General features: G+C 69.7%; 15 protein-coding genes. 4 read left to right on the plus strand and 11 right to left on the minus strand.

The window, feature by feature from the left end:
• Nucleotides 1–2: 2 nt before the first annotated feature.
• The gene (locus NRB56_RS35910) at nt 3–1,091 is read left to right on the plus strand and encodes a zinc-binding dehydrogenase (RefSeq protein WP_319944023.1); all 1,089 of its coding nucleotides are present in this window, start codon (nt 3–5) and stop codon (nt 1,089–1,091) included.
• Between the two features lie 77 nt (nt 1,092–1,168).
• Here NRB56_RS35910 and NRB56_RS35915 read toward each other — a convergent pair whose 3' ends face one another.
• The 11 genes from NRB56_RS35915 to NRB56_RS35965 form a co-directional block, all read right to left on the minus strand.
• Nucleotides 1,169–2,398 carry a hypothetical protein gene (locus NRB56_RS35915; protein WP_153348830.1) on the minus strand — a complete coding sequence of 410 codons (1,230 nt, stop codon included), beginning with the start codon at nt 2,396–2,398 and terminating at the stop codon, nt 1,169–1,171.
• Between the two features lie 238 nt (nt 2,399–2,636).
• Nucleotides 2,637–3,911: a sensor domain-containing diguanylate cyclase gene (locus tag NRB56_RS35920; protein WP_153348831.1), complete on the minus strand. Its 1,275-nt coding sequence runs from the start codon at nt 3,909–3,911 to the stop codon at nt 2,637–2,639.
• 69 nt (nt 3,912–3,980) lie between these two features.
• Complete coding sequence (locus tag NRB56_RS35925) at nt 3,981–4,616, minus strand: LysE family translocator (RefSeq protein ID WP_153348832.1); 636 nt, start codon at nt 4,614–4,616, stop codon at nt 3,981–3,983.
• 124 nt (nt 4,617–4,740) lie between these two features.
• Nucleotides 4,741–5,799, minus strand: coding sequence for a ferrochelatase (locus NRB56_RS35930; protein WP_153348833.1), 1,059 nt, complete (start codon nt 5,797–5,799; stop codon nt 4,741–4,743).
• A gap of 113 nt (nt 5,800–5,912) precedes the next feature.
• The gene (inhA, locus tag NRB56_RS35935) at nt 5,913–6,752 is read right to left on the minus strand and encodes an NADH-dependent enoyl-ACP reductase InhA (RefSeq protein ID WP_153348834.1); all 840 of its coding nucleotides are present in this window, start codon (nt 6,750–6,752) and stop codon (nt 5,913–5,915) included.
• A gap of 79 nt (nt 6,753–6,831) precedes the next feature.
• Nucleotides 6,832–7,554 (minus strand): 3-oxoacyl-ACP reductase FabG1, encoded by a 723-nt coding sequence (gene fabG1, locus NRB56_RS35940; protein WP_153348835.1) that lies wholly within the window; start codon nt 7,552–7,554, stop codon nt 6,832–6,834.
• 75 nt (nt 7,555–7,629) lie between these two features.
• Nucleotides 7,630–8,640, minus strand: coding sequence for a VWA domain-containing protein (locus NRB56_RS35945; protein WP_319944024.1), 1,011 nt, complete (start codon nt 8,638–8,640; stop codon nt 7,630–7,632).
• On the minus strand, nt 8,637–9,605 hold the full coding sequence (locus NRB56_RS35950) for a DUF58 domain-containing protein (protein WP_319944025.1): 969 nt from the start codon (nt 9,603–9,605) through the stop codon (nt 8,637–8,639). The genes NRB56_RS35945 and NRB56_RS35950 overlap by 4 nt, the downstream gene beginning before the upstream one ends.
• 26 nt (nt 9,606–9,631) lie before the next feature.
• A complete protein-coding gene (locus NRB56_RS35955; protein WP_406603576.1) occupies nt 9,632–10,741 on the minus strand; it encodes an AAA family ATPase in 1,110 nt (369 codons plus the stop codon).
• Nucleotides 10,742–10,906: 165 nt separating this feature from the next.
• On the minus strand, nt 10,907–12,331 hold the full coding sequence (locus NRB56_RS35960; protein WP_319944026.1) for an NlpC/P60 family protein: 1,425 nt from the start codon (nt 12,329–12,331) through the stop codon (nt 10,907–10,909).
• Between the two features lie 406 nt (nt 12,332–12,737).
• Complete coding sequence (locus NRB56_RS35965; RefSeq protein WP_153348836.1) at nt 12,738–13,259, minus strand: Rv1476 family membrane protein; 522 nt, start codon at nt 13,257–13,259, stop codon at nt 12,738–12,740.
• Nucleotides 13,260–13,563: 304 nt separating this feature from the next.
• On the opposite strand from NRB56_RS35965, the gene NRB56_RS35970 reads away from it, so the two are divergent.
• The 3 genes from NRB56_RS35970 (at nt 13,564) to NRB56_RS35980 (ending at nt 17,649) form a co-directional block, all read left to right on the plus strand.
• Nucleotides 13,564–16,377: an aconitate hydratase gene (locus NRB56_RS35970; protein WP_153348837.1), complete on the plus strand. Its 2,814-nt coding sequence runs from the start codon at nt 13,564–13,566 to the stop codon at nt 16,375–16,377.
• A gap of 67 nt (nt 16,378–16,444) precedes the next feature.
• On the plus strand, nt 16,445–17,011 hold the full coding sequence (locus tag NRB56_RS35975) for a TetR/AcrR family transcriptional regulator (protein ID WP_153348838.1): 567 nt from the start codon (nt 16,445–16,447) through the stop codon (nt 17,009–17,011).
• 167 nt (nt 17,012–17,178) lie between these two features.
• Nucleotides 17,179–17,649 carry a hypothetical protein gene (locus NRB56_RS35980; RefSeq protein ID WP_227838619.1) on the plus strand — a complete coding sequence of 157 codons (471 nt, stop codon included), beginning with the start codon at nt 17,179–17,181 and terminating at the stop codon, nt 17,647–17,649.
• Nucleotides 17,650–17,656 lie beyond the last annotated feature (7 nt).

Here is a 17,656-nt window from a genome sequence, read left to right on the forward strand (position 1 = left end):
CCGTGAAAGCAGCCATCGTCACCGCCCTCGGACAGGGCTTCACCGCCGCCGACGTCCACCTCGCCGACCCGATCGGCCGGGAGGTGCTCGTCGGCGTCCGCGCCTCGGGCCTGTGCCACACCGATCTCACCTTCTCCCACAACGACATGGGCGTCCCCACCCCGATGCTGCTCGGCCACGAGATCAGCGGCGTCGTCGAGCGCGTCGGCCCCGACGTCACGGATGTCGCGGTCGGCGACCACGTGGTCGGCTGCCTCGTGCAGTACTGCGGCAAATGCCCGGAATGCCTGTCCGGCCACATCTACCGTTGCCGCCACCCCGAGGCCACCCTCCGCACCGCGGACCAGGGACCGCGCCTCGCGATCGACGGCACACCGGTCACCCAGGTGTTCGGCCTCGGCGGCTTCGCCCAGCAAGCGCTCGTCCACGAGGCGCAACTGGTGCGGATCCCCGACGAGATCCCGTTTCCCCAGGCCGCGCTGCTCGGCTGCGGCGTCGTCACCGGCGCCGGCTCGGTGATCAACACCGCCGCAACGAAACCCGGCGACGCGATCGTCGTCGTGGGCGCCGGTGGGGTCGGGCTGAACGCGATCAGCGGCGGCATCGTCGCCGGCGCGGCCACCGTCATCGCCGTGGACATCAACCCCGGGAAGCTGGAGCTCGCGAAGCGATGCGGCGCGACCCACACCGTCGACTCCACGAAAGTCGATCCGGTGCAAGCGGTCCTGGCGATCACCGGCCGCGGCGCCGACGCCGTCTTCGACTTCGTCGGCATCCCCGCGGTCACCGAACAGGCCCTGGCCATGACCGCCGACGGCGGCGGCCTCTACCTCATCGGCCTGGTCGACCCCACCGTTCAGTTCCCGCTGTCTCCGCTGGCACTGATCATGTCGCAGAAGCGAATTCAGGGGGTGAACATGGGCTCCACCACCCCGCGCCACGACATCCCGATGTACGCGAACCTGTATCTCGAAGGCCGGTTCAACCTCGACGACCTCGTGTCGAAGACGATCTCACTGGACGAGGTCGACCAGGGCTACGCGGCGCTCGCCGAACCGGACATCGCCCGGGTCGTCATCACCTCGTTCTGACCCGGCGGCTCGAGCCCGGACGGCAACCCGGCGGCCTCGACGGGATGCGGCGGGTCGACGATCGGATACCCGGTCGCTCACGACCTGCCGCGGCGTGCGAACAAACGCCCCCGCCATTGCACCAGCCGTTGCCACCCACGCCGACCATCCGGTTCCGCGCCGCCGGTCACCACCGCTTCCGACGGCGCTGACGCGTCCTCCGGATCGGCCACCACAGCCCCCGACGGCGCGGACACGTCCTCCGGATCGGCCACCACGGCGTCCGACAGCGCGGACACGTCCTCCGAGTCGGCCACCACAGCCTCCGCCGGCGCGGACACGTCCTCCGGATCGGCGGCGGTCTCCGGAGCGGGGACGGCGCTCGGCGACGGTTCGACGACAGCTCCGGCGTCATCGTCCTGCGCGCCGAGCAACTCCCAGACCGCCGCGCGTTCCGCCGCGAGGTCGACCGGTTCACCGGCGAGAGTGTCCAGCAACTGTTGCAGCGGCCAGCGATGCAGCGTCGCGTACCGAGCGGAGTACACGGCGACCTCGGTCAGCCGATACTCGTCCGGCCGATCGAACAGCACATAGCCGAGTAGTTGGTAGATGTCGTTGCGCGGCAACGAATCCGATCGCACACCGGATTTCTTGTTCCGATTCCCCATGCGGGTCTTCACATCGATCAGGGTGCCGTCGACGATGACGTCCGCATCCGCGGCACACCACCGGGATCCGGCGAACGCGGGCCCCAGCGCCACCGCGTCGTGCGGGCCGGCGAGAACGTCGGCCAGCGCGGTGACCGCCCGCGTGTACAACGCCCCCAACAGCTCCACGACGTCGTCCGGCGCCAGCGCCAGCAGCGCCTCGGTGGTGAACTCACCGTCCCGGATGAGCGCGGCCGGCGGCGAACCGAGCACGAGCAGCGGATTGCGGTACAGCTCGGTCGTGAGAGCCAGCGCCCAGCAGGCCCGCACCGCCACCGCCGATTCGATGTCGCCGTCCGACGACGGCCGTACCGCCGCCCCGGCGACCGCGGCCACGTCGGACACGGTGGCGACATGCTCGGGAACCGCCGAGATCGCCTCCGCCGCAGCGGCAACGCGGGGACGGTACCCGGCATCCAGCCGGAACCGCAGCAGCAGATCGAACGCGGCCGCGACGGTCCCCGGACTCGCGGTGACACCCTCCACCACGATCGGCCCCGACGCCTGCCGGTAGCCGTCCTGCACCGGCCGCACGTTCGGGAACCGCCGATGGAAGTACTCGCGCAACGGACTTGCGGGGTCGTCGATGGCGTGGGACAAATTCCGATACCGATACGTCACATACATGACTTTCGCAGAGCATCGTTGCCCGCGCTCAGCAATCTCCGACACACCTGCCCGTACCCGGGCCGAACCGGCACCGGGGACCGGCGGCCCGGTGCCACCGAACCACCTGCGGCAGTGCCATTCCCGGCTCCCGGTCGTTGCCGGGACGCACTCGATGGTGGTTCATTCGTGTACGCCCAGCCGCGGACGCAATCCACGATCCGCCGTCCCGGCACGTAGCGGCGACCCGCACTCACGAACGCGGGCGCTCGCTGGCCGCCGGGTGGTCGGGGGCGTCGAGGACGTGCAGCACCCATTGGTCGCGGCCGGCGATCTTCGCGCGGTAGAGGCCGCGGTCGGCGGCGTCCAGCAGTTCCTCCGGCTGGGCGCCGGCGCACGGCTCGATCACCGCGCCGATGCTGACCGACACCTGCACCCGATGCTCGTCCACCACGATCGCCTCGGACAGCGCCGCCAGCATCCGCTCGGCGACGTCGGTCACCCTGGTCTCCGCGTCCGGGGGCGGCACCAGTGCCACGAATTCGTCGCCGCCGAGACGGGCCAGCAGGCAGTCCAGGTCGGCGAGGGCCTCGCTCAGGCGGGTCGCTACCGTGGTCAGCACCCGATCACCGAAACCGTGGCCGTACCGGTCGTTGATCTCCTTGAACCGGTCCAGGTCGGCGAAGCACAGGCCGACGCGGTCGTCGGCGGGCGCGGCCGCGATCACCGAGCCGATGGCGTCGAGCAGTTGCCAGCGGTTGGGCAGGCCGGTCAGCGCGTCCTGCCGCGCCTGCCGCTGCAACTCCTCCTCGAGCAGGTGCCGCTCGGTGACGTCCTTGCCGAAGGCGATGAGGTAGTCCCGGTGGTCCTCGGCACCGGGCACGTAGGTGACCGAGAAGGTGGCCCAGCCGGATGTGCCGTCACTGCGGATCGTTCGTCGTTCCATCCGGATCGTGCCGTGCCGATTGTTCAGCAACTCGAAGATCTGGTCCGCGATCTCCTCGCGCTCGTCCGGATGCGAGAAGTGCAGCGTCTCGACGGTGGGGATCCGGTATACGTCCTCGAGCGGAACACCCAGCAGGTCGGCGAAGGCCTGGTTGGCGTCGAGCAGATTTCCCGCCTCGTCGCTGATCGCGATCGCCACCGTCGCGTTGTCGAAGACGACCCGGAACCGGTCCTGCTGCCCCGGTCCCGCGCCGGATCTGTCCAGTTCGGCCTGATGGCCCTGACCGATCCCGACCGCCAGCGCGGCCACCCGGCGGTCGACCTCGGCCCGGTCGTCGCCCTCCGCGGCCCGGCACAGCACCTGCGCGGACACCACCGCCACCGCCGGATCGTCCAGCCCGGCCCGGGCCAGCGCCTCCCCGACCCGGATCCCGACCGCGGAGTCGCCCAACCGCAGCCCGGCGGTGAACTCACTGGCCAGCGACTCGAGCAGACCGCGCGGTTCCGGCATGGTCACCCGGCAGGCGTCGCGCAACGCCTGCCACCACTGTGTGACGAGCTCGGAACGATCCCCGACAGCCATCGCTCACCACGATAACCGCTGGCCGGGCGGCCGCCGTGGGCCGGCGGCCACCGGCCCGAGTGTCGGCGCTCAGTTCGTCCCGCCCAGCGCGACGCCCGCGCCCACGCCGATGATCATCAGCCCGCCCGCGCTGCCGACCGCCTCCAGCCGCCGCGGTGACCGCGCGAACCAGGAACGTGCCGTGCCCGCCAGCAGCGCCCAGGCGCTGTCGGACACCAGTTGGATCGTCAGGCACATCGACCCCAGCAGCAACATCTGCACCTGCAGATCACCCGCCTCCGGCACCGTGAACTGCGGCAGCACCGCGCCGAACAACACCAGCGTCTTCGGATTGGTCGCCCCGACCACGAATCCCTGCCGCAGCGCCCGCCGGACCGCCCCGACCGGCACGTCGGCGTTCAGCGCCGTGACCAGGCCCTTCCGCTGCCGGATCGCGGATATCCCGAGATAGACCAGGTACGCCGCGCCCACGACCTTCACGACCGCGAACGCCACCGCCGACGCGGTCAGCAGCGCCCCGAGCCCGAACGCGACCGCCAGCAACGGCACCACCGACCCCGCGGTCGTCCCGAGCACCGACAACACCGCCGGTCGCCGGCCCAGCACCAGCGCCCGCCCGATCGCGAACAACACGTTCGGCCCGGGGATCACGATGATGACGAAGGCCGCCAGCGCGAACGTCAGGACATGGGAGAGAGGCACCATGGACGAAAGCCTATTCCGCCGTCGGGGCCGGCGGTCCCGGCGAGCGCGATTCGGTTGCGGCCGAACCGAAGAACGAGATCAGCCAATCACAACCCAGCCCAATCACGGCCCAGCCGAGCGCGACTCAGCCGAGTTTACGGCCGGGCCGCCGGGGCGGCTCGCAGCAGCCGGGTGCGCACAGGTCACCGTTGCGCGTGCAGCCGTAACCGGGCACCGAACCCAGGCGGCGCGCCGGCGAACCCGCGCTCTGCTCGGCGACGAGTTCTGCGACCAAGGCGGCGAAGCGCGGATCGGTGCCGGGAGTGGCGGCGCGGGCGAACGCGATACCGAGTCCGGCGGCCCGCTCCGCCGCCTCGTTGTCGAGGTCCCACACCACCTCGAGGTGGTCGGAGACGAAGCCGATCGGGCAGACCACCACGGCCTCGAACCCCTTCGCGGACAACGCTTCCAGGTGATCGACGACGTCCGGCTCCAGCCACGGCACCTGCGGCGGCCCGGAACGTGACTGCCACACGACATCGTGATCGTCGAAACCGGTTGCGGCGGCGCACAATCGGGCCGCCTCCGCCACCTGCCGGCTGTACAGCCGGCCACCGTCGGCCGGCGGCCCCGCGACCGCGTCGGCGGCGACCGGAATCGAGTGCGCGGTGAACACCAGTCGCGCCGAGTCCCGCCGATCGGCCGGAAGTTGTTGCCGCGCAGCGCGAACAGCGTCGGCGAAGGCGTCGATCAGCAGCGGATGATCGAAGTACTGCCGCAGTTTCACCAGCTCCGGGGCATCGGGCCCGGCGGCGGCCCGCGCCCGCGCGATGTCCTCGTCGTACTGACGGCACCCGGAGTACCCACCCCACGCCGAGGTAGGGAAGACCAGTGCCGAGCGCACCCCGTCGTCGCGCATCCGGGCGACGGTGTCCTCCACCATCGGAGCCCAGTTGCGATTGCCGAAGTACACCGGCAGCGCGATTCCGCGCGCGGTGAATTCCGCCTCGACCGCGGCGATGATCGCCCGGTTGCAGGCGTTGATCGGTGAGACCCCGCCGAAATGCAGATAGTGCTGCGCCACCTCGGCCAGCCGCTCGGGTGGGACACCCCGGCCGCGGGTCACGTTCTCCAGGAACGGCATCACGTCCTCGGGCCGCTCCGGCCCGCCGAACGACAGCAACAGCAGTGCGTCGAATTGCATTGCCTACCTCCGTGAGCCGAGCCGATCGGGCACGCGGCCCGGAAAAGCGGGACAGGGCCGGAACACGCCGGGGCGGACCGGATTCCGGCCCGCCCCAGTGCGTGCGTACGCACTCAGCCCTCGGCCAGGTCCTTCTCCGGGAACCAGGTGTTGTGGCTGGCGCCACCGTCGACATAGATGATCGAGCCGGTCGTGCCCGGCAGCCAGTCCGACAGCAGGGTGACGATCGACCGCGCGACCACGGTCGGGTCGTCGACGTCCCAGCCGATCGGCGAGGCGCCGTCCCAGTACCGGTTCAGCATGGTCAGCTGCTTGGCGTCGTCGGTGGCGGTGCCCGCGATGGCCTTGGCGGCCAGCGTCTTGATCGGCCCCGCGGCCACCAGGTTGGAGCGAATCTTCTTGGCGTAGCCCACTTCTCGCGCCACGTACCGGTTGACCGACTCCAGCGCGGCCTTCGCCACACCCATCCAGTTGTAGTACGGCATCGCCGTGCGCGGATCGAAGTCCATGCCGACGAGGGAGCCGCCCGGGTTCATCACCGGCAGCACCGCCCGCGCCAGCGAGGCGTAGCTCCACGCGGAGATCTCGAACGCCTTGGCGGCGTCGGCGCCGGGGCCCTCGAGGAATCCGAACGCCTCCGGGCCCATCAGGGTCCGGGGCGCGAAGGCGATCGAGTGCAGCACGCCGTCGAGACCTTCCGGCGCCAGCACCTGCACCTTCTCCGCCAGCGCGGCGAGATCCGGTTCGCTGGTGACGTCGAGCCCGATGGCCGGCGGCACCTCCTGCGGCAGCCGCTTGGCGATCCGGTCGATGAGCCGCAGCCGTTCCGGAATCCCGGTGATGATCACCTTCGCACCCTGTTCCTGCGCGACCTTGGCCGCGTGGAAGGCGATCGAGGAGTCGGTGATGATGCCGGTGATGAGGACGGTCTTGCCTGCGAGCAATCCGCTCATTGTGGGTGGATTCTCCTTGCTGAGGTCGGGGTTCCGGCCTGCGCCGGAACGGCTGACAGCGGGCGGGGACGCGACGAGACTAGTGGCCCATGCCCATTCCGCCGTCGACGGGGAGGACCGCGCCGGTGATGTAGTCGGCGTCGTCGGAGGCGAGGAAGCTGATCGCCGCGGCGACCTCCTCCGGCTGGCCGGGCCGGCCCGCCGGGATGCCGTACTTCAGCACCACCTCGCGCATTTCGTCACTGACCTCGTCACGGGTCATGTCGGTGTCGATGAAACCGGGCGCGACCACGTTGGCGGTGATGTTGCGCGAACCGATCTCCCGGGTGATGGACCGCGCGATGCCGACCAGACCGGCCTTGGAGGCCGCGTAGTTGACCTGGCCCGGTCCGCCGCCGAGGCCGACCACGGAGCCCAGGAAGATCATCCGGCCCCACTTGGCCCGGATCATGGCCCGGGTGGCGCGCTTGGCACAGCGGAACGCACCGGTGAGGTTCGCGTCGAGGACCGACGAGAACTGCTCCTCGCTCATCCGCATGAGCAGCGTGTTGTCCACGATGCCGGCGTTGGCGACCAGCACCTGCACGGGCCCCTGCTTGGCTTCCACCTCGGCGAACGCCGAGTCCACCGAAGCCGTATCCGTCACATCGCATTTCACACCGAACAGGCCGTCCGGAACGCCCGAACCCCGATGCGTGACAGCAACCTTGTGTCCGTCGGCAACCAGGCGCTGGGCGACCGCGAGACCGATACCGCGGTTACCGCCCGTCACCAGCACCGATCGGGAAGTGATGTTCGACATACGTTCAAACCTATCTGTTCGGGTTGGCCGCCCGACGGCGGGACCCTGTCGCCATGCCTTCGGTGCCACGCGTTGTCATGGCAGACGTTGACGATAAACCAGACCGCTGACGACACCGGCCGCCGTGATGAGAAGTCCCAACAGCAGCCATGGCCGGCTGGCATCGCCCATCTGCATCTCGAAACCGATCTGCTTGTCGAGCGTTTTGTAGACCGAACTCAGCTCCTCGAGCGTGGAGGCGGTGAAGAAGTCGCCGCCGGAGATCTTGGCGATCTCGCGCAACGCGTCGTCGTCGACCGGGACCCGCACCCGCTGGGTGCCCTTGCCGTCCTGATCCGGGATCTCCACGGTGCCCCAGGTGGTGCCGAACGAGATCGTCGACACCGGAACGCCCTTCTGCTTGGCCACCCGCGCCGCGACGAAGCCGTGCCGCGGATTGTCCACGTCCTTGTCGTCCGGCACGGTCTGCTTGCCGTCGGACATCAGCACGATCCGCGCGGGCGGCGGGGTCTCCGCGCCGCCGAGCACCGAGGCCAGCGTGTCGATGGCCTGCAGCCCGCTGAAGATGCCCTCACCGGTGGCGGTGCGCTCGGCCAGCTTCATGTTCTGGATGGCCGCCTTCACCGCCTCGCGATTCGTGGTCGGCGACACCTGCACCGACGCGGTACCGGCGAAGGTGACCAGGCCCAGGTTGATGCCCGGGGTGAGGCCGTCGACGAATTCGCCGGCCGCCTTCTTCGCGACCTGGATCCGCGACGGCGGCACGTCGGTGGCCTCCATCGACAGCGAGACGTCGATGACCAGCATGACCGTGGCCCGGTTGCGCGGCACCCGCTTCGCCGCCTGCGGTCCGGCCGCCGCGATGGTCAGCAGCACCAGCCCGGCCAGCATCAGCGCCACCGGCGCGTGCCGCCACGCACTCGGGCGTTTCGGCGCGACCTGTTCCAGCACCTCCATATTGGAGAACCGGAGCATGTGCCGCTTGCGCCGCCGCTGCACGATCACGTACAGCAGGGCGATCGCCACGACCACCAGCAGGAACGCCAGCCAGACGGCGGCGGTGAAATTCGATATCGAGAAGTTCACTGTCGGGGCACCCGCCCGCTCGGGGCGCCGAAGGTGTGGCGCCGGGTGGAGACGAACCGGACCACGTCGGCGATCCAGTCCCGATCGGTCCGCAGCGTCATCACCGGTGCGCCGGCGCCGCGCAGCGCCTGCTCCACATCCTCCCGGTGCCGCTGCGCGGCCTTCGCGAAATCACTTCGCAGCGTGGAGGTCACGGTGAATTCGCGGGTGCGGCCGGTCTCCGGATCGTGCAGCACCACATCGCCGACGTCGGGTAGATCGAGATCCAGCGGATCGATCGCCTCCACCGCCAGCAGATCGTGCCGGCCCGCGATGGCACGCAGCGACCGCTGCCAGTCGATGGTGCCGAGGAAGTCCGAAAGCACAACGGCCAGACCGCGTTTGCGCTGCGGCCGGCGCAACGACTCGATCGCGCCGCGCAGATCGCCGCGGACGCCGTCGGCGGCGTGCGGGGTGGTGGCGATGCGGCGCAGCATGGACTGCGCGTGCACCCGGCCGCTGCGGGCCGGGATCCGGTACAGCCGTTCGCCGTTGGCGACGACCGCGCCGATCCGGTTGCCGCCGCCACTGGTCAGGTGGGTGACCGCGGCGGCGGCCGCCACGACCAGATCGCGCTTCTGGCACAGCGCCGTGCCGAAATCCAGGCTCGCGGACAGGTCGACCACCAGCCAGGTCTCGAGCTCCCGGTCGGCGATCATCTGCCGCACGTGCGGATGGGTGGTGCGGGCCGTGACCGACCAATCCATCTGGCGCACATCGTCACCGGGCTGATACAGCCGGGCGTCGCCGGGTTCGGAGCCGGGGCCCGGGATCAGGCCGAGGTGGTCGCCGTGCAGCACGCCGTCCAGGCGTCGGCGGACCGTCAGCTCCAGAGTCCGCAGGGCGGCGGTGAGTTTCGGGTCGGTGAGCTCGCCGGCCCGGAACGACGGCGGGGCATGGGTAGGGGAATTCGCTGGGTTCGTCACCGGCGCAACCGAATCCGACGCTCCGATCACTGCCGGGGCGGTTGCGGGACGGCCGGGGCGCCGTTCGACCGGTCCACCGGCGGCTGCGGGACCGCACCGGACCCGGGCGCACCGGCGGGCACGTTGGCCTGCGGCGACACCTGCGGCATACCGATGGTCTGCAGCACCCGGCGGATCACGTCGTCGGGGCTCACCTCGTCGGCGAGCGCGTCGTAGGACAGCACCAGACGGTGCCGCAGCACATCCGGGATCACCTCGACCACGTCCTGCGGCACCACGTAGTCGCGCCCGCGGATCAGCGCGACCGCGCGGGCGGCGGCGATGATGCCGAGGCTGGCGCGCGGCGAGGCGCCGTAGGCGATCCAGCCGGCCACATCGTCCATGCCCGATTCGGCGGGCTTACGGGTCGCGGCGATCACCCGGACCACGTAGTCGACCAGCGCGTGGTGCACGAAGGTGTTGGCGGCCACCCGCTGCAGGCGGATCAGCTCGGTGGGCTCGAGGATCCGCTTCGGTTCCGGTGGGGTGACACCCATCCGGTAGATGATCTCGCGCTCCTCCTCGATCGAGGGGTAGTCGACGACCACCTTGAACAGGAAGCGGTCGCGCTGCGCCTCGGGCAGCGGGTACACGCCCTCGCTCTCGATCGGGTTCTGCGTGGCCATGACCAGGAACGGATCGGGCATCGGGTAGGTCTTGCCGCCGATGGACACGTGCCGCTCGGCCATCACCTCGAGCAGCGCCGACTGCACCTTCGCGGGCGCGCGGTTGATCTCGTCGGCGAGCACGAAATTGGCCACCACCGGGCCGAGTTCGGTGTCGAACTGCTCGCGGCCCTGGCGGTAGATGCGAGTACCGACGAGGTCGGTGGGCACCAGGTCGGGAGTGAACTGCACGCGGGAGAAGCTGCCGCCGACCACCCGGGCGAAGGTCTCCACCGCGAGCGTCTTCGCGATGCCCGGAACACCTTCGAGCAGTACGTGACCGCGCGCGAGCACGCCGACGAGCAGCCGCTCGACGAGCCGGTCCTGTCCGACGATGACGCGTTTGACTTCGTAGATCGCCTTTTCCAGAATCTGGACATCGCGATCGAGAGAGCCGGGAGCCGGATCGGGCGCGTCCGTCACCGAACTCACCGCGCTCACACCGTCCGTCGAAGTCACAAACTCCCCGCTTTCGCTGTCGTTCTTGCCTACGCCGTGCTGTGTCCCCAACTATTCCAGGTCCGATGGAAAGATGCCGCAACCGGGATGGGTTTGTTCCGGCCGGGTTCTCGGCCGATTCTCAGACTTCGGCCGCCGTCACGGGATCAGGCGGACCGCGTACGGCATGATGCCGCCCTCGCGCACAGCCGACACCCGGACCACCTCACCGGACTCCGGCGCCTCGATCATCCGGCCGCCACCGAGGTACAACGCCACGTGCTGACTACCGCCGGGACCCCAGAACAGCATGTCGCCGCGCTCGCGCTCGGCGACCGGGACTCGGGCGCCCATATGGTACTGGTAGCCGCTGTAGTGCGGCAGCGAGATGCCGACCCCGGCGAACGCGTACAACATCAGCCCCGAGCAATCGAAGCCGACTTTGTCGAAATCGCCGAAGCTGTCGGCGACGCCGCCGTCGTGAATGCCCTTCGTGGGCCCGTTCTCGTCGCCCCCGCCCCAGGAATAGATGACGCCCAGTTGCGACATCGCGCGATCGATGACGGTCTCGATCAGTTCGCCGCGATCGCCGACCGGGCGGCCCGGCGGATTCATCGAGGAATGCGGGGTGGGCGAATTGTCCAATTGCGTGTGCGGGCGGCGGCCGGCGCCGAGTTGCGCGGCCCGGCCGAGGGCGTCACCGTCGGCGGCCGCCCGAGCCGCCGCCGCGGCCGCCGCGGCCTGCGCGGCCGCCTCCTCGGCACGGCGTTCCCGGTCCCAGGCCAGGTAGGCGTCGCGCTGGCCCTGCAATCCCGCGACCTGTTGCCGGGCGAAATCCAGCCGGTGCTGGGCGGTGTCGCGCTGGGTCACCAATCCCGCGCGGCGGGTGGCCTGCGCGTCCTGCGCCGCGCGCGCCGCCGACACCGCCGATTCCGCGTCGGCCCGCCGGGCGTCGGCCTCGGCCGCGGCCGCGTCGGCGGCCTGCTTCGCCTCCCGCGCCGCGGAATCCTTGTTGGCCCGGTCGATCTGGGCCCGGTGCAGACTTTCCAGCGCCGACCGCTGCGAGCTGGAGATCACGCTGAGCAGCTGCGACCGGCTCAGCGCCACATCCGGCGTGGCGCCGGAGAGGTAGGTGGTCATCGAGCCGGTGGCCGGGCTGGTGTAGGCCTCGACGGCGAAGCGGTCGAAATCGGCCCGCGCCCGGTCGACGTTCGCGCCGGCGTCGGCCAGGTCCCGCTGGGTGGCGGCGACCGCGTCGGCCGCGGCGTCGGCGGCCTCGCGCGCGGTCTGCAGGTCGACCAGCGCCTTGTTGACCGCCTCGCGTTTGATCGCGACGTCCGCATCCAGTTGCCGCAGTTGCTGTTCCGCGGTGGCGACCTCGTTGATCAGCCCGCCCACCTCGGCCACGCTGTTGTCCACCCGGTCGCCCGCGGCGGCGATATCGCCGTCGCTGGGATTGGGCGGCGGCGGGGGCACCGCGCCGGCGACCGTGGGGAGCGCGGCGACGATCGCGCACATCAGCAACCCTCCGGCGACCTCATGCATCCTTCTGCGGCGCGTCGGCGACGCTCCCGGCACTCGCATCAGACCTCCCTGGATCCCGCCTGCGGTTCCCGGGGATCGGCGTGATCACCAGGACTGCGCTGGGCGACCGGTACGGCATCGCCTCATGAGCACCAGCAACAACTCTGAGTGAAACGAGTCTCTTCGCACTCTCCGGACACTTCTACCTCGAGAGTGACGTCGGCAACCGTACGACACTTCTCCCCCACCGATAACGAAGTCGACGGAATGACGGCAGCGTAATTTAACGATTGCTCATCAATAGCCAGATACGGCATCGGAATTCATGGCCGGAAACAGACCACCCGACCGATCCTCGTCATTCCGGCAGGCTTCCGGTCGGTCGGCGACGGCCGCGCCGGAGAACGGTCCGGGTGCGCGCCCCGGCCCGAGTCCGGCCCGGGGCGAATCCGTGACGGAGCGGAGATCAGCTCCGCTCGCGCGCCGCGCGGCGCGCCTTGACCAGATACAGCCCGCCGATGGTCACGACGGCGCCCGCCAGCAGCACACCCGTGACGGCGGTCCAGGCGGCGTGATCGGGGGTCTCCAGCCTGGCGACCAGGATCTGCGCGGCGTCGGCGGAATGACCGCCGCGGTACTTCGCCGTGTCCTCGGCCCATTCCAGCCGGGAGCGGTTGATCGCGTCGCTGTAGGTGCCGACCCAGTCGTCGCTGAGCACCACGACCGTGCCGTGGGTCTCCTTGCCGACCGCGGTGGCAAGATCGCGCAGATCGGAATCACGCCCGGGATTGCCCGGCACCACCACGATGTTCAGCTGGATCCCGTGCGCCCGCGCGTCGGCGGCGATATCCGCCAGCCGGGTGTCGTCCTTGCCGGCCGGCACGGAGACGTGGTCGTCGGCCAGGTCCGCCACGATGGTGCCCAGATCCACGTTGGGCGGTAGTTCCACGGCCATGGGGATGAGAACCGAGGTGTGCGAGGCGGTCATTGTCCATCCGGTTGGTAGAGCCGCTCGGCCGAGCGGCGGGCATCCGACAGTGTCACAGGTGATCAGCACGCTGACGACGCCCTTCGGCACCGAACGCTCCGAAGGGCTTGCGTGCACAGTACGCGACCGGGGAGTGTGGGCTGCGGGTGTGGCCGACTCGGCGGCCCCCGCGCACTTCACAGGACAAGCGTACTGTTAGGGTTGGAAGCACGAGGCGCACAGCCGAGACTGCGCCCTCGACCGGGCCGCCGGCATCAGCCCCCGCAGGCGGCGGCCACCCTCACCGACGAGTGGAGCTGAACGTATGACGAGCATCGATACATTCGGCGCCAAGGGCACCCTCGAGGTCGGAGATCGGTCGTATGAGATCTTCCGACTCTCCGCCGTGCCCGGCACCGAGAAGCTGCCCTACGCACTGAAGGTACTCGCGGAGAACCTTCTCCGCACCGAAGACGGCGCGAACATCACCGCCGACCACATCCGCGCCATCGCGAACTGGGATCCGTCGGCCCAGCCCGACACCGAGATCCAGTTCACCCCGGCCCGCGTGATCATGCAGGACTTCACCGGCGTCCCCTGCATCGTCGACCTCGCCACCATGCGCGAGGCCGTCGCCACCCTCGGCGGCGACCCGAACAAGGTCAACCCGTTGTCCCCCGCCGAACTGGTCATCGACCACTCCGTCATCCTCGACGTCTTCGGCACCGCCGACGCCTTCGAGCGCAACGTGGAACTCGAGTACGAGCGCAACGGCGAGCGTTACCAGTTCCTGCGCTGGGGCCAGGGCGCCTTCGACGACTTCAAGGTCGTGCCCCCGGGCACCGGCATCGTGCACCAGGTCAACATCGAGTACCTGGCCCGCGTCGTCATGGTCCGCAACGGGCAGGCCTACCCCGACACCTGCGTCGGCACCGACTCGCACACCACCATGGTCAACGGCCTGGGCGTGCTGGGCTGGGGCGTCGGCGGTATCGAGGCCGAGGCGGCCATGCTGGGCCAGCCCGTCTCGATGCTGATCCCGCGGGTGGTCGGCTTCAAGCTGACCGGCGAGATCCAGGCCGGCGTGACCGCCACCGATGTGGTGCTGACCGTCACCGAGATGCTGCGCAAGCACGGCGTGGTCGGCAAGTTCGTCGAGTTCTACGGCGAGGGTGTGGCCGAGGTGCCGCTGGCCAACCGCGCCACCCTGGGCAACATGAGCCCCGAATTCGGTTCCACCGCAGCCATTTTCCCGATCGACGCGGAGACCGTCAACTACCTGCGCCTGACCGGCCGCACCGACGAGGAGCTCGCGCTCGTCGAGGCGTACGCGAAAGAGCAAGGCATGTGGCACGATTCGGCGCACGAGCCCGCCTACTCCGAGTACCTGGAGCTGGACCTCGGCACCGTGGTGCCGTCCATCGCCGGCCCGAAGCGCCCGCAGGACCGCATCCTGCTGTCGGAGTCGAAGGTGGCCTTCCGCAAGGACATCCACAACTACACCAGCGATCCCGAGGCCGCCCCGCACACCCAGCTGGACGAGGCGCTCGCGGAATCCTTCCCGGCCAGCGACCCGGCCGAGCTGACCTTCGCCGACGACGACGCGAAGGTGTACGACGCGTCCAACGGCAGCGCCGGCCGCCCGTCGAAGCCGATCCGGGTGCGCGACGAGGACCGCGGCGATTTCGTCATCGACCACGGCGCGGTCGTGGTCGCGGGCATCACCTCCTGCACCAACACCTCCAACCCGACGGTCATGATCGGCGCGGCGCTGCTGGCCCGCAACGCGGTCGAGCGTGGCCTGACCTCCAAGCCGTGGGTGAAGACCAACATGGCGCCGGGCTCGCAGGTCGTCTCCGACTACTACGAGAAGGCCGGTCTCTGGCCGTATCTGGAGAAGCTGGGCTTCTACCTGGGCGGCTACGGCTGCACCACCTGCATCGGCAACACCGGCCCGCTGCCGGACGCGATCTCCAAGGCGATCAACGACAACGACCTGTCGGTCGCCGCGGTGCTCTCGGGCAACCGCAACTTCGAGGGCCGCATCTCCCCCGACGTGAAGATGAACTACCTGGCCTCGCCGCCGCTGGTCATCGCCTACGCGCTCGCGGGCAGCATGGACTTCGACTTCGAGCACGACGCGCTGGGCCAGGACACCGACGGCAAGGACGTGTTCCTGAAGGACATCTGGCCGTCGTCCCAGGAGATCGACGACACCATCAAGGCCGCGATCAACCAGGACATGTTCCGCAAGTCCTACGCCGACGTCTTCAAGGGCGACGAGCGCTGGCGGAACCTGCCCACCCCGGCCGGCGACACCTTCGAGTGGGCCGCCGATTCCACCTACGTCCGTAAGCCCCCGTACTTCGAGGGTATGCAGGTGGAGCCGGCGCCCGTCGCCGACATCACCGGTGCGCGGGTGCTGGCGCTGCTCGGCGATTCGGTCACCACCGACCACATCTCCCCGGCCGGCACCATCAAGCCGGGCACCCCGGCCGCGCAGTACCTCGACGCCCACGGTGTCGACCGCAAGGACTACAACTCCCTGGGCTCGCGGCGCGGCAACCACGAGGTGATGATCCGCGGCACCTTCGCCAACATCCGGCTGCGGAACATGGTGCTGGACACCATCGGCAAGCAGGACGTCTCCGGTGGCTACACCCGCGACTTCACCCAGGACGGCGGCCCGCAGGCGTACATCTACGACGCCTCGCAGAACTACCAGGCCGCGGGCATCCCGCTGGTGGTCCTGGGCGGCAAGGAGTACGGTTCCGGTTCGTCGCGGGACTGGGCGGCCAAGGGCACCAGCCTGCTGGGGGTGCGCGCGGTGATCACCGAGTCCTTCGAACGGATCCACCGGTCCAATCTCATCGGCATGGGCGTCATCCCGTTGCAGTTCCCGGCGGGTGAGTCGGCCGCGTCGCTGAAGCTGGACGGCACCGAGACGTTCGACATCGCGGGCATCACCAAGCTGAACGAGGGGGTGACTCCGAAGACTCTGCGGGTGACCGCCACGAAGGAGAACGGCGAGCAGGTCGTGTTCGACGCGGTCGTCCGGATCGACACACCCGGTGAGGCCGACTACTACCGCAACGGTGGCATCCTGCAGTTCGTGCTGCGCAACATGATTCGCAGCTGACACTGCGGGTGTCACGGTCCGGGCCCCGAAATCCTCGGGGCCCGGGCCCTTCCCGTTTGGAGGAGCCATGCCCAAGGTCAGTGATGACCATCTCGCGGCCCGCCGCAGCCAGATTCTCGACGGAGCGCGAAGCTGTTTCGCCGAATACGGCTACGAGGGCGCCACGGTACGGCGTCTCGAGGAGGCGATCGGACTGTCCCGTGGTGCGATCTTCCACCACTTCCGGGACAAGGACGCGCTGTTCCTCGCGCTGGCGCAGGAGGACGCCGAGCGGATGGCCGACGTCGCCGCCAATCAGGGCCTGGTGCAGGTGATGCGGGACATGCTCGCCAATCCCGGGCAGTACAACTGGCTGGGCACCCGGCTGGAGATCGCGCGCCGGCTGCGCACCGACCCCGAGTTCGCCGCGGGCTGGACACAGCGCTCCGCCGAGCTCACCGCCGCCACGCTGGCCCGCCTGGAACGGCGCAAGGCCGCCGGCGCGCTGCGCGACGACGTACCCACGGATGTGCTGCTGGGCTACCTGGACCTGGTGCTCGACGGTCTCATCGCCCGGATCGCCTCCGGACATGCCGGCGACAACCTGGACGCCGTGCTCGACCTGGTCGAGGCGTCGGTGCGGCGCAAGCCCTGATATCGCATACGAAAAACTCACCGCGATAGGCCATTCCGGGACCGCACCGGAAGATTGCCGGACTGCTTCGGAATATGGCCGATGCCGGTCGATCGATGCCGCCGCCACGCTATGATCGGTCCCGTTCAGGTCCCGCAGCAAACAGCGAGCAGATCGGAGATCAGCTCATGACCGAGGCCGTTTCCTCGTCCGATCCCGGCCCGGCGGCACCGTCGCCGGCCGCCACCACCGGCACGGCAACCCTGTCCGGGCAACTGCTGTCCGTGTCCGAGCGCGCAGTTGTCCTCCGAGTTGCCGAGGGCACATGGGCATTCGATCCGGCCGATATCGTCCGGATCGAAAAGTTCGGCGCCGCAGCCGGTTCCGAAGCCGGTTCGGCGATGGTCCGGGTCCGGCCCGGCGCCACCGCCGATTTCACGCAACGGCGGCGCATCGCGCTGGCCGAACGTCCGATGACGTTGCCCGGCAACCAATCCCCCGCGCGCGGCGACGAGCAGTTGCAGCAGCTCACCGAGAAGTGGGCCGGCACCTTGCATCTCAGCACCCGTCCCGGTGTGGGTGGCGCCACCCTCACCTGCTGCCAGACCCGATCCTTCGCCCGTAGCGACGACGGCATCGCCTGCGACAGTCTCGATTAGGCGCACC

This window comes from Nocardia aurantia, from assembly GCF_009604425.1.
In the GTDB taxonomy this organism is placed as follows: Bacteria; Actinomycetota; Actinomycetes; order Mycobacteriales; family Mycobacteriaceae; genus Nocardia; species Nocardia aurantia.

Bases quoted from the DNA above. Each gene is read 5' to 3' on its own strand.
- NRB56_RS35920 (WP_153348831.1), bottom strand. From the start codon at position 3,911: ATGGCTGTCGGGGATCGTTCCGAGCTCGTCACACAGTGGTGGCAGGCG.
- NRB56_RS35925 (WP_153348832.1), bottom strand. From the start codon at position 4,616: ATGGTGCCTCTCTCCCATGTCCTGACGTTCGCGCTGGCGGCCTTCGTC.
- NRB56_RS35930 (WP_153348833.1), bottom strand. From the start codon at position 5,799: ATGCAATTCGACGCACTGCTGTTGCTGTCGTTCGGCGGGCCGGAGCGG.
- inhA (WP_153348834.1), bottom strand. From the start codon at position 6,752: ATGAGCGGATTGCTCGCAGGCAAGACCGTCCTCATCACCGGCATCATC.
- fabG1 (WP_153348835.1), bottom strand. From the start codon at position 7,554: ATGTCGAACATCACTTCCCGATCGGTGCTGGTGACGGGCGGTAACCGC.
- NRB56_RS35960 (WP_319944026.1), bottom strand. From the start codon at position 12,331: ATGCGAGTGCCGGGAGCGTCGCCGACGCGCCGCAGAAGGATGCATGAG.
- NRB56_RS35965 (WP_153348836.1), bottom strand. From the start codon at position 13,259: ATGACCGCCTCGCACACCTCGGTTCTCATCCCCATGGCCGTGGAACTA.
- NRB56_RS35970 (WP_153348837.1), top strand. From the start codon at position 13,564: ATGACGAGCATCGATACATTCGGCGCCAAGGGCACCCTCGAGGTCGGA.
- NRB56_RS35975 (WP_153348838.1), top strand. From the start codon at position 16,445: ATGCCCAAGGTCAGTGATGACCATCTCGCGGCCCGCCGCAGCCAGATT.
- NRB56_RS35980 (WP_227838619.1), top strand. From the start codon at position 17,179: ATGACCGAGGCCGTTTCCTCGTCCGATCCCGGCCCGGCGGCACCGTCG.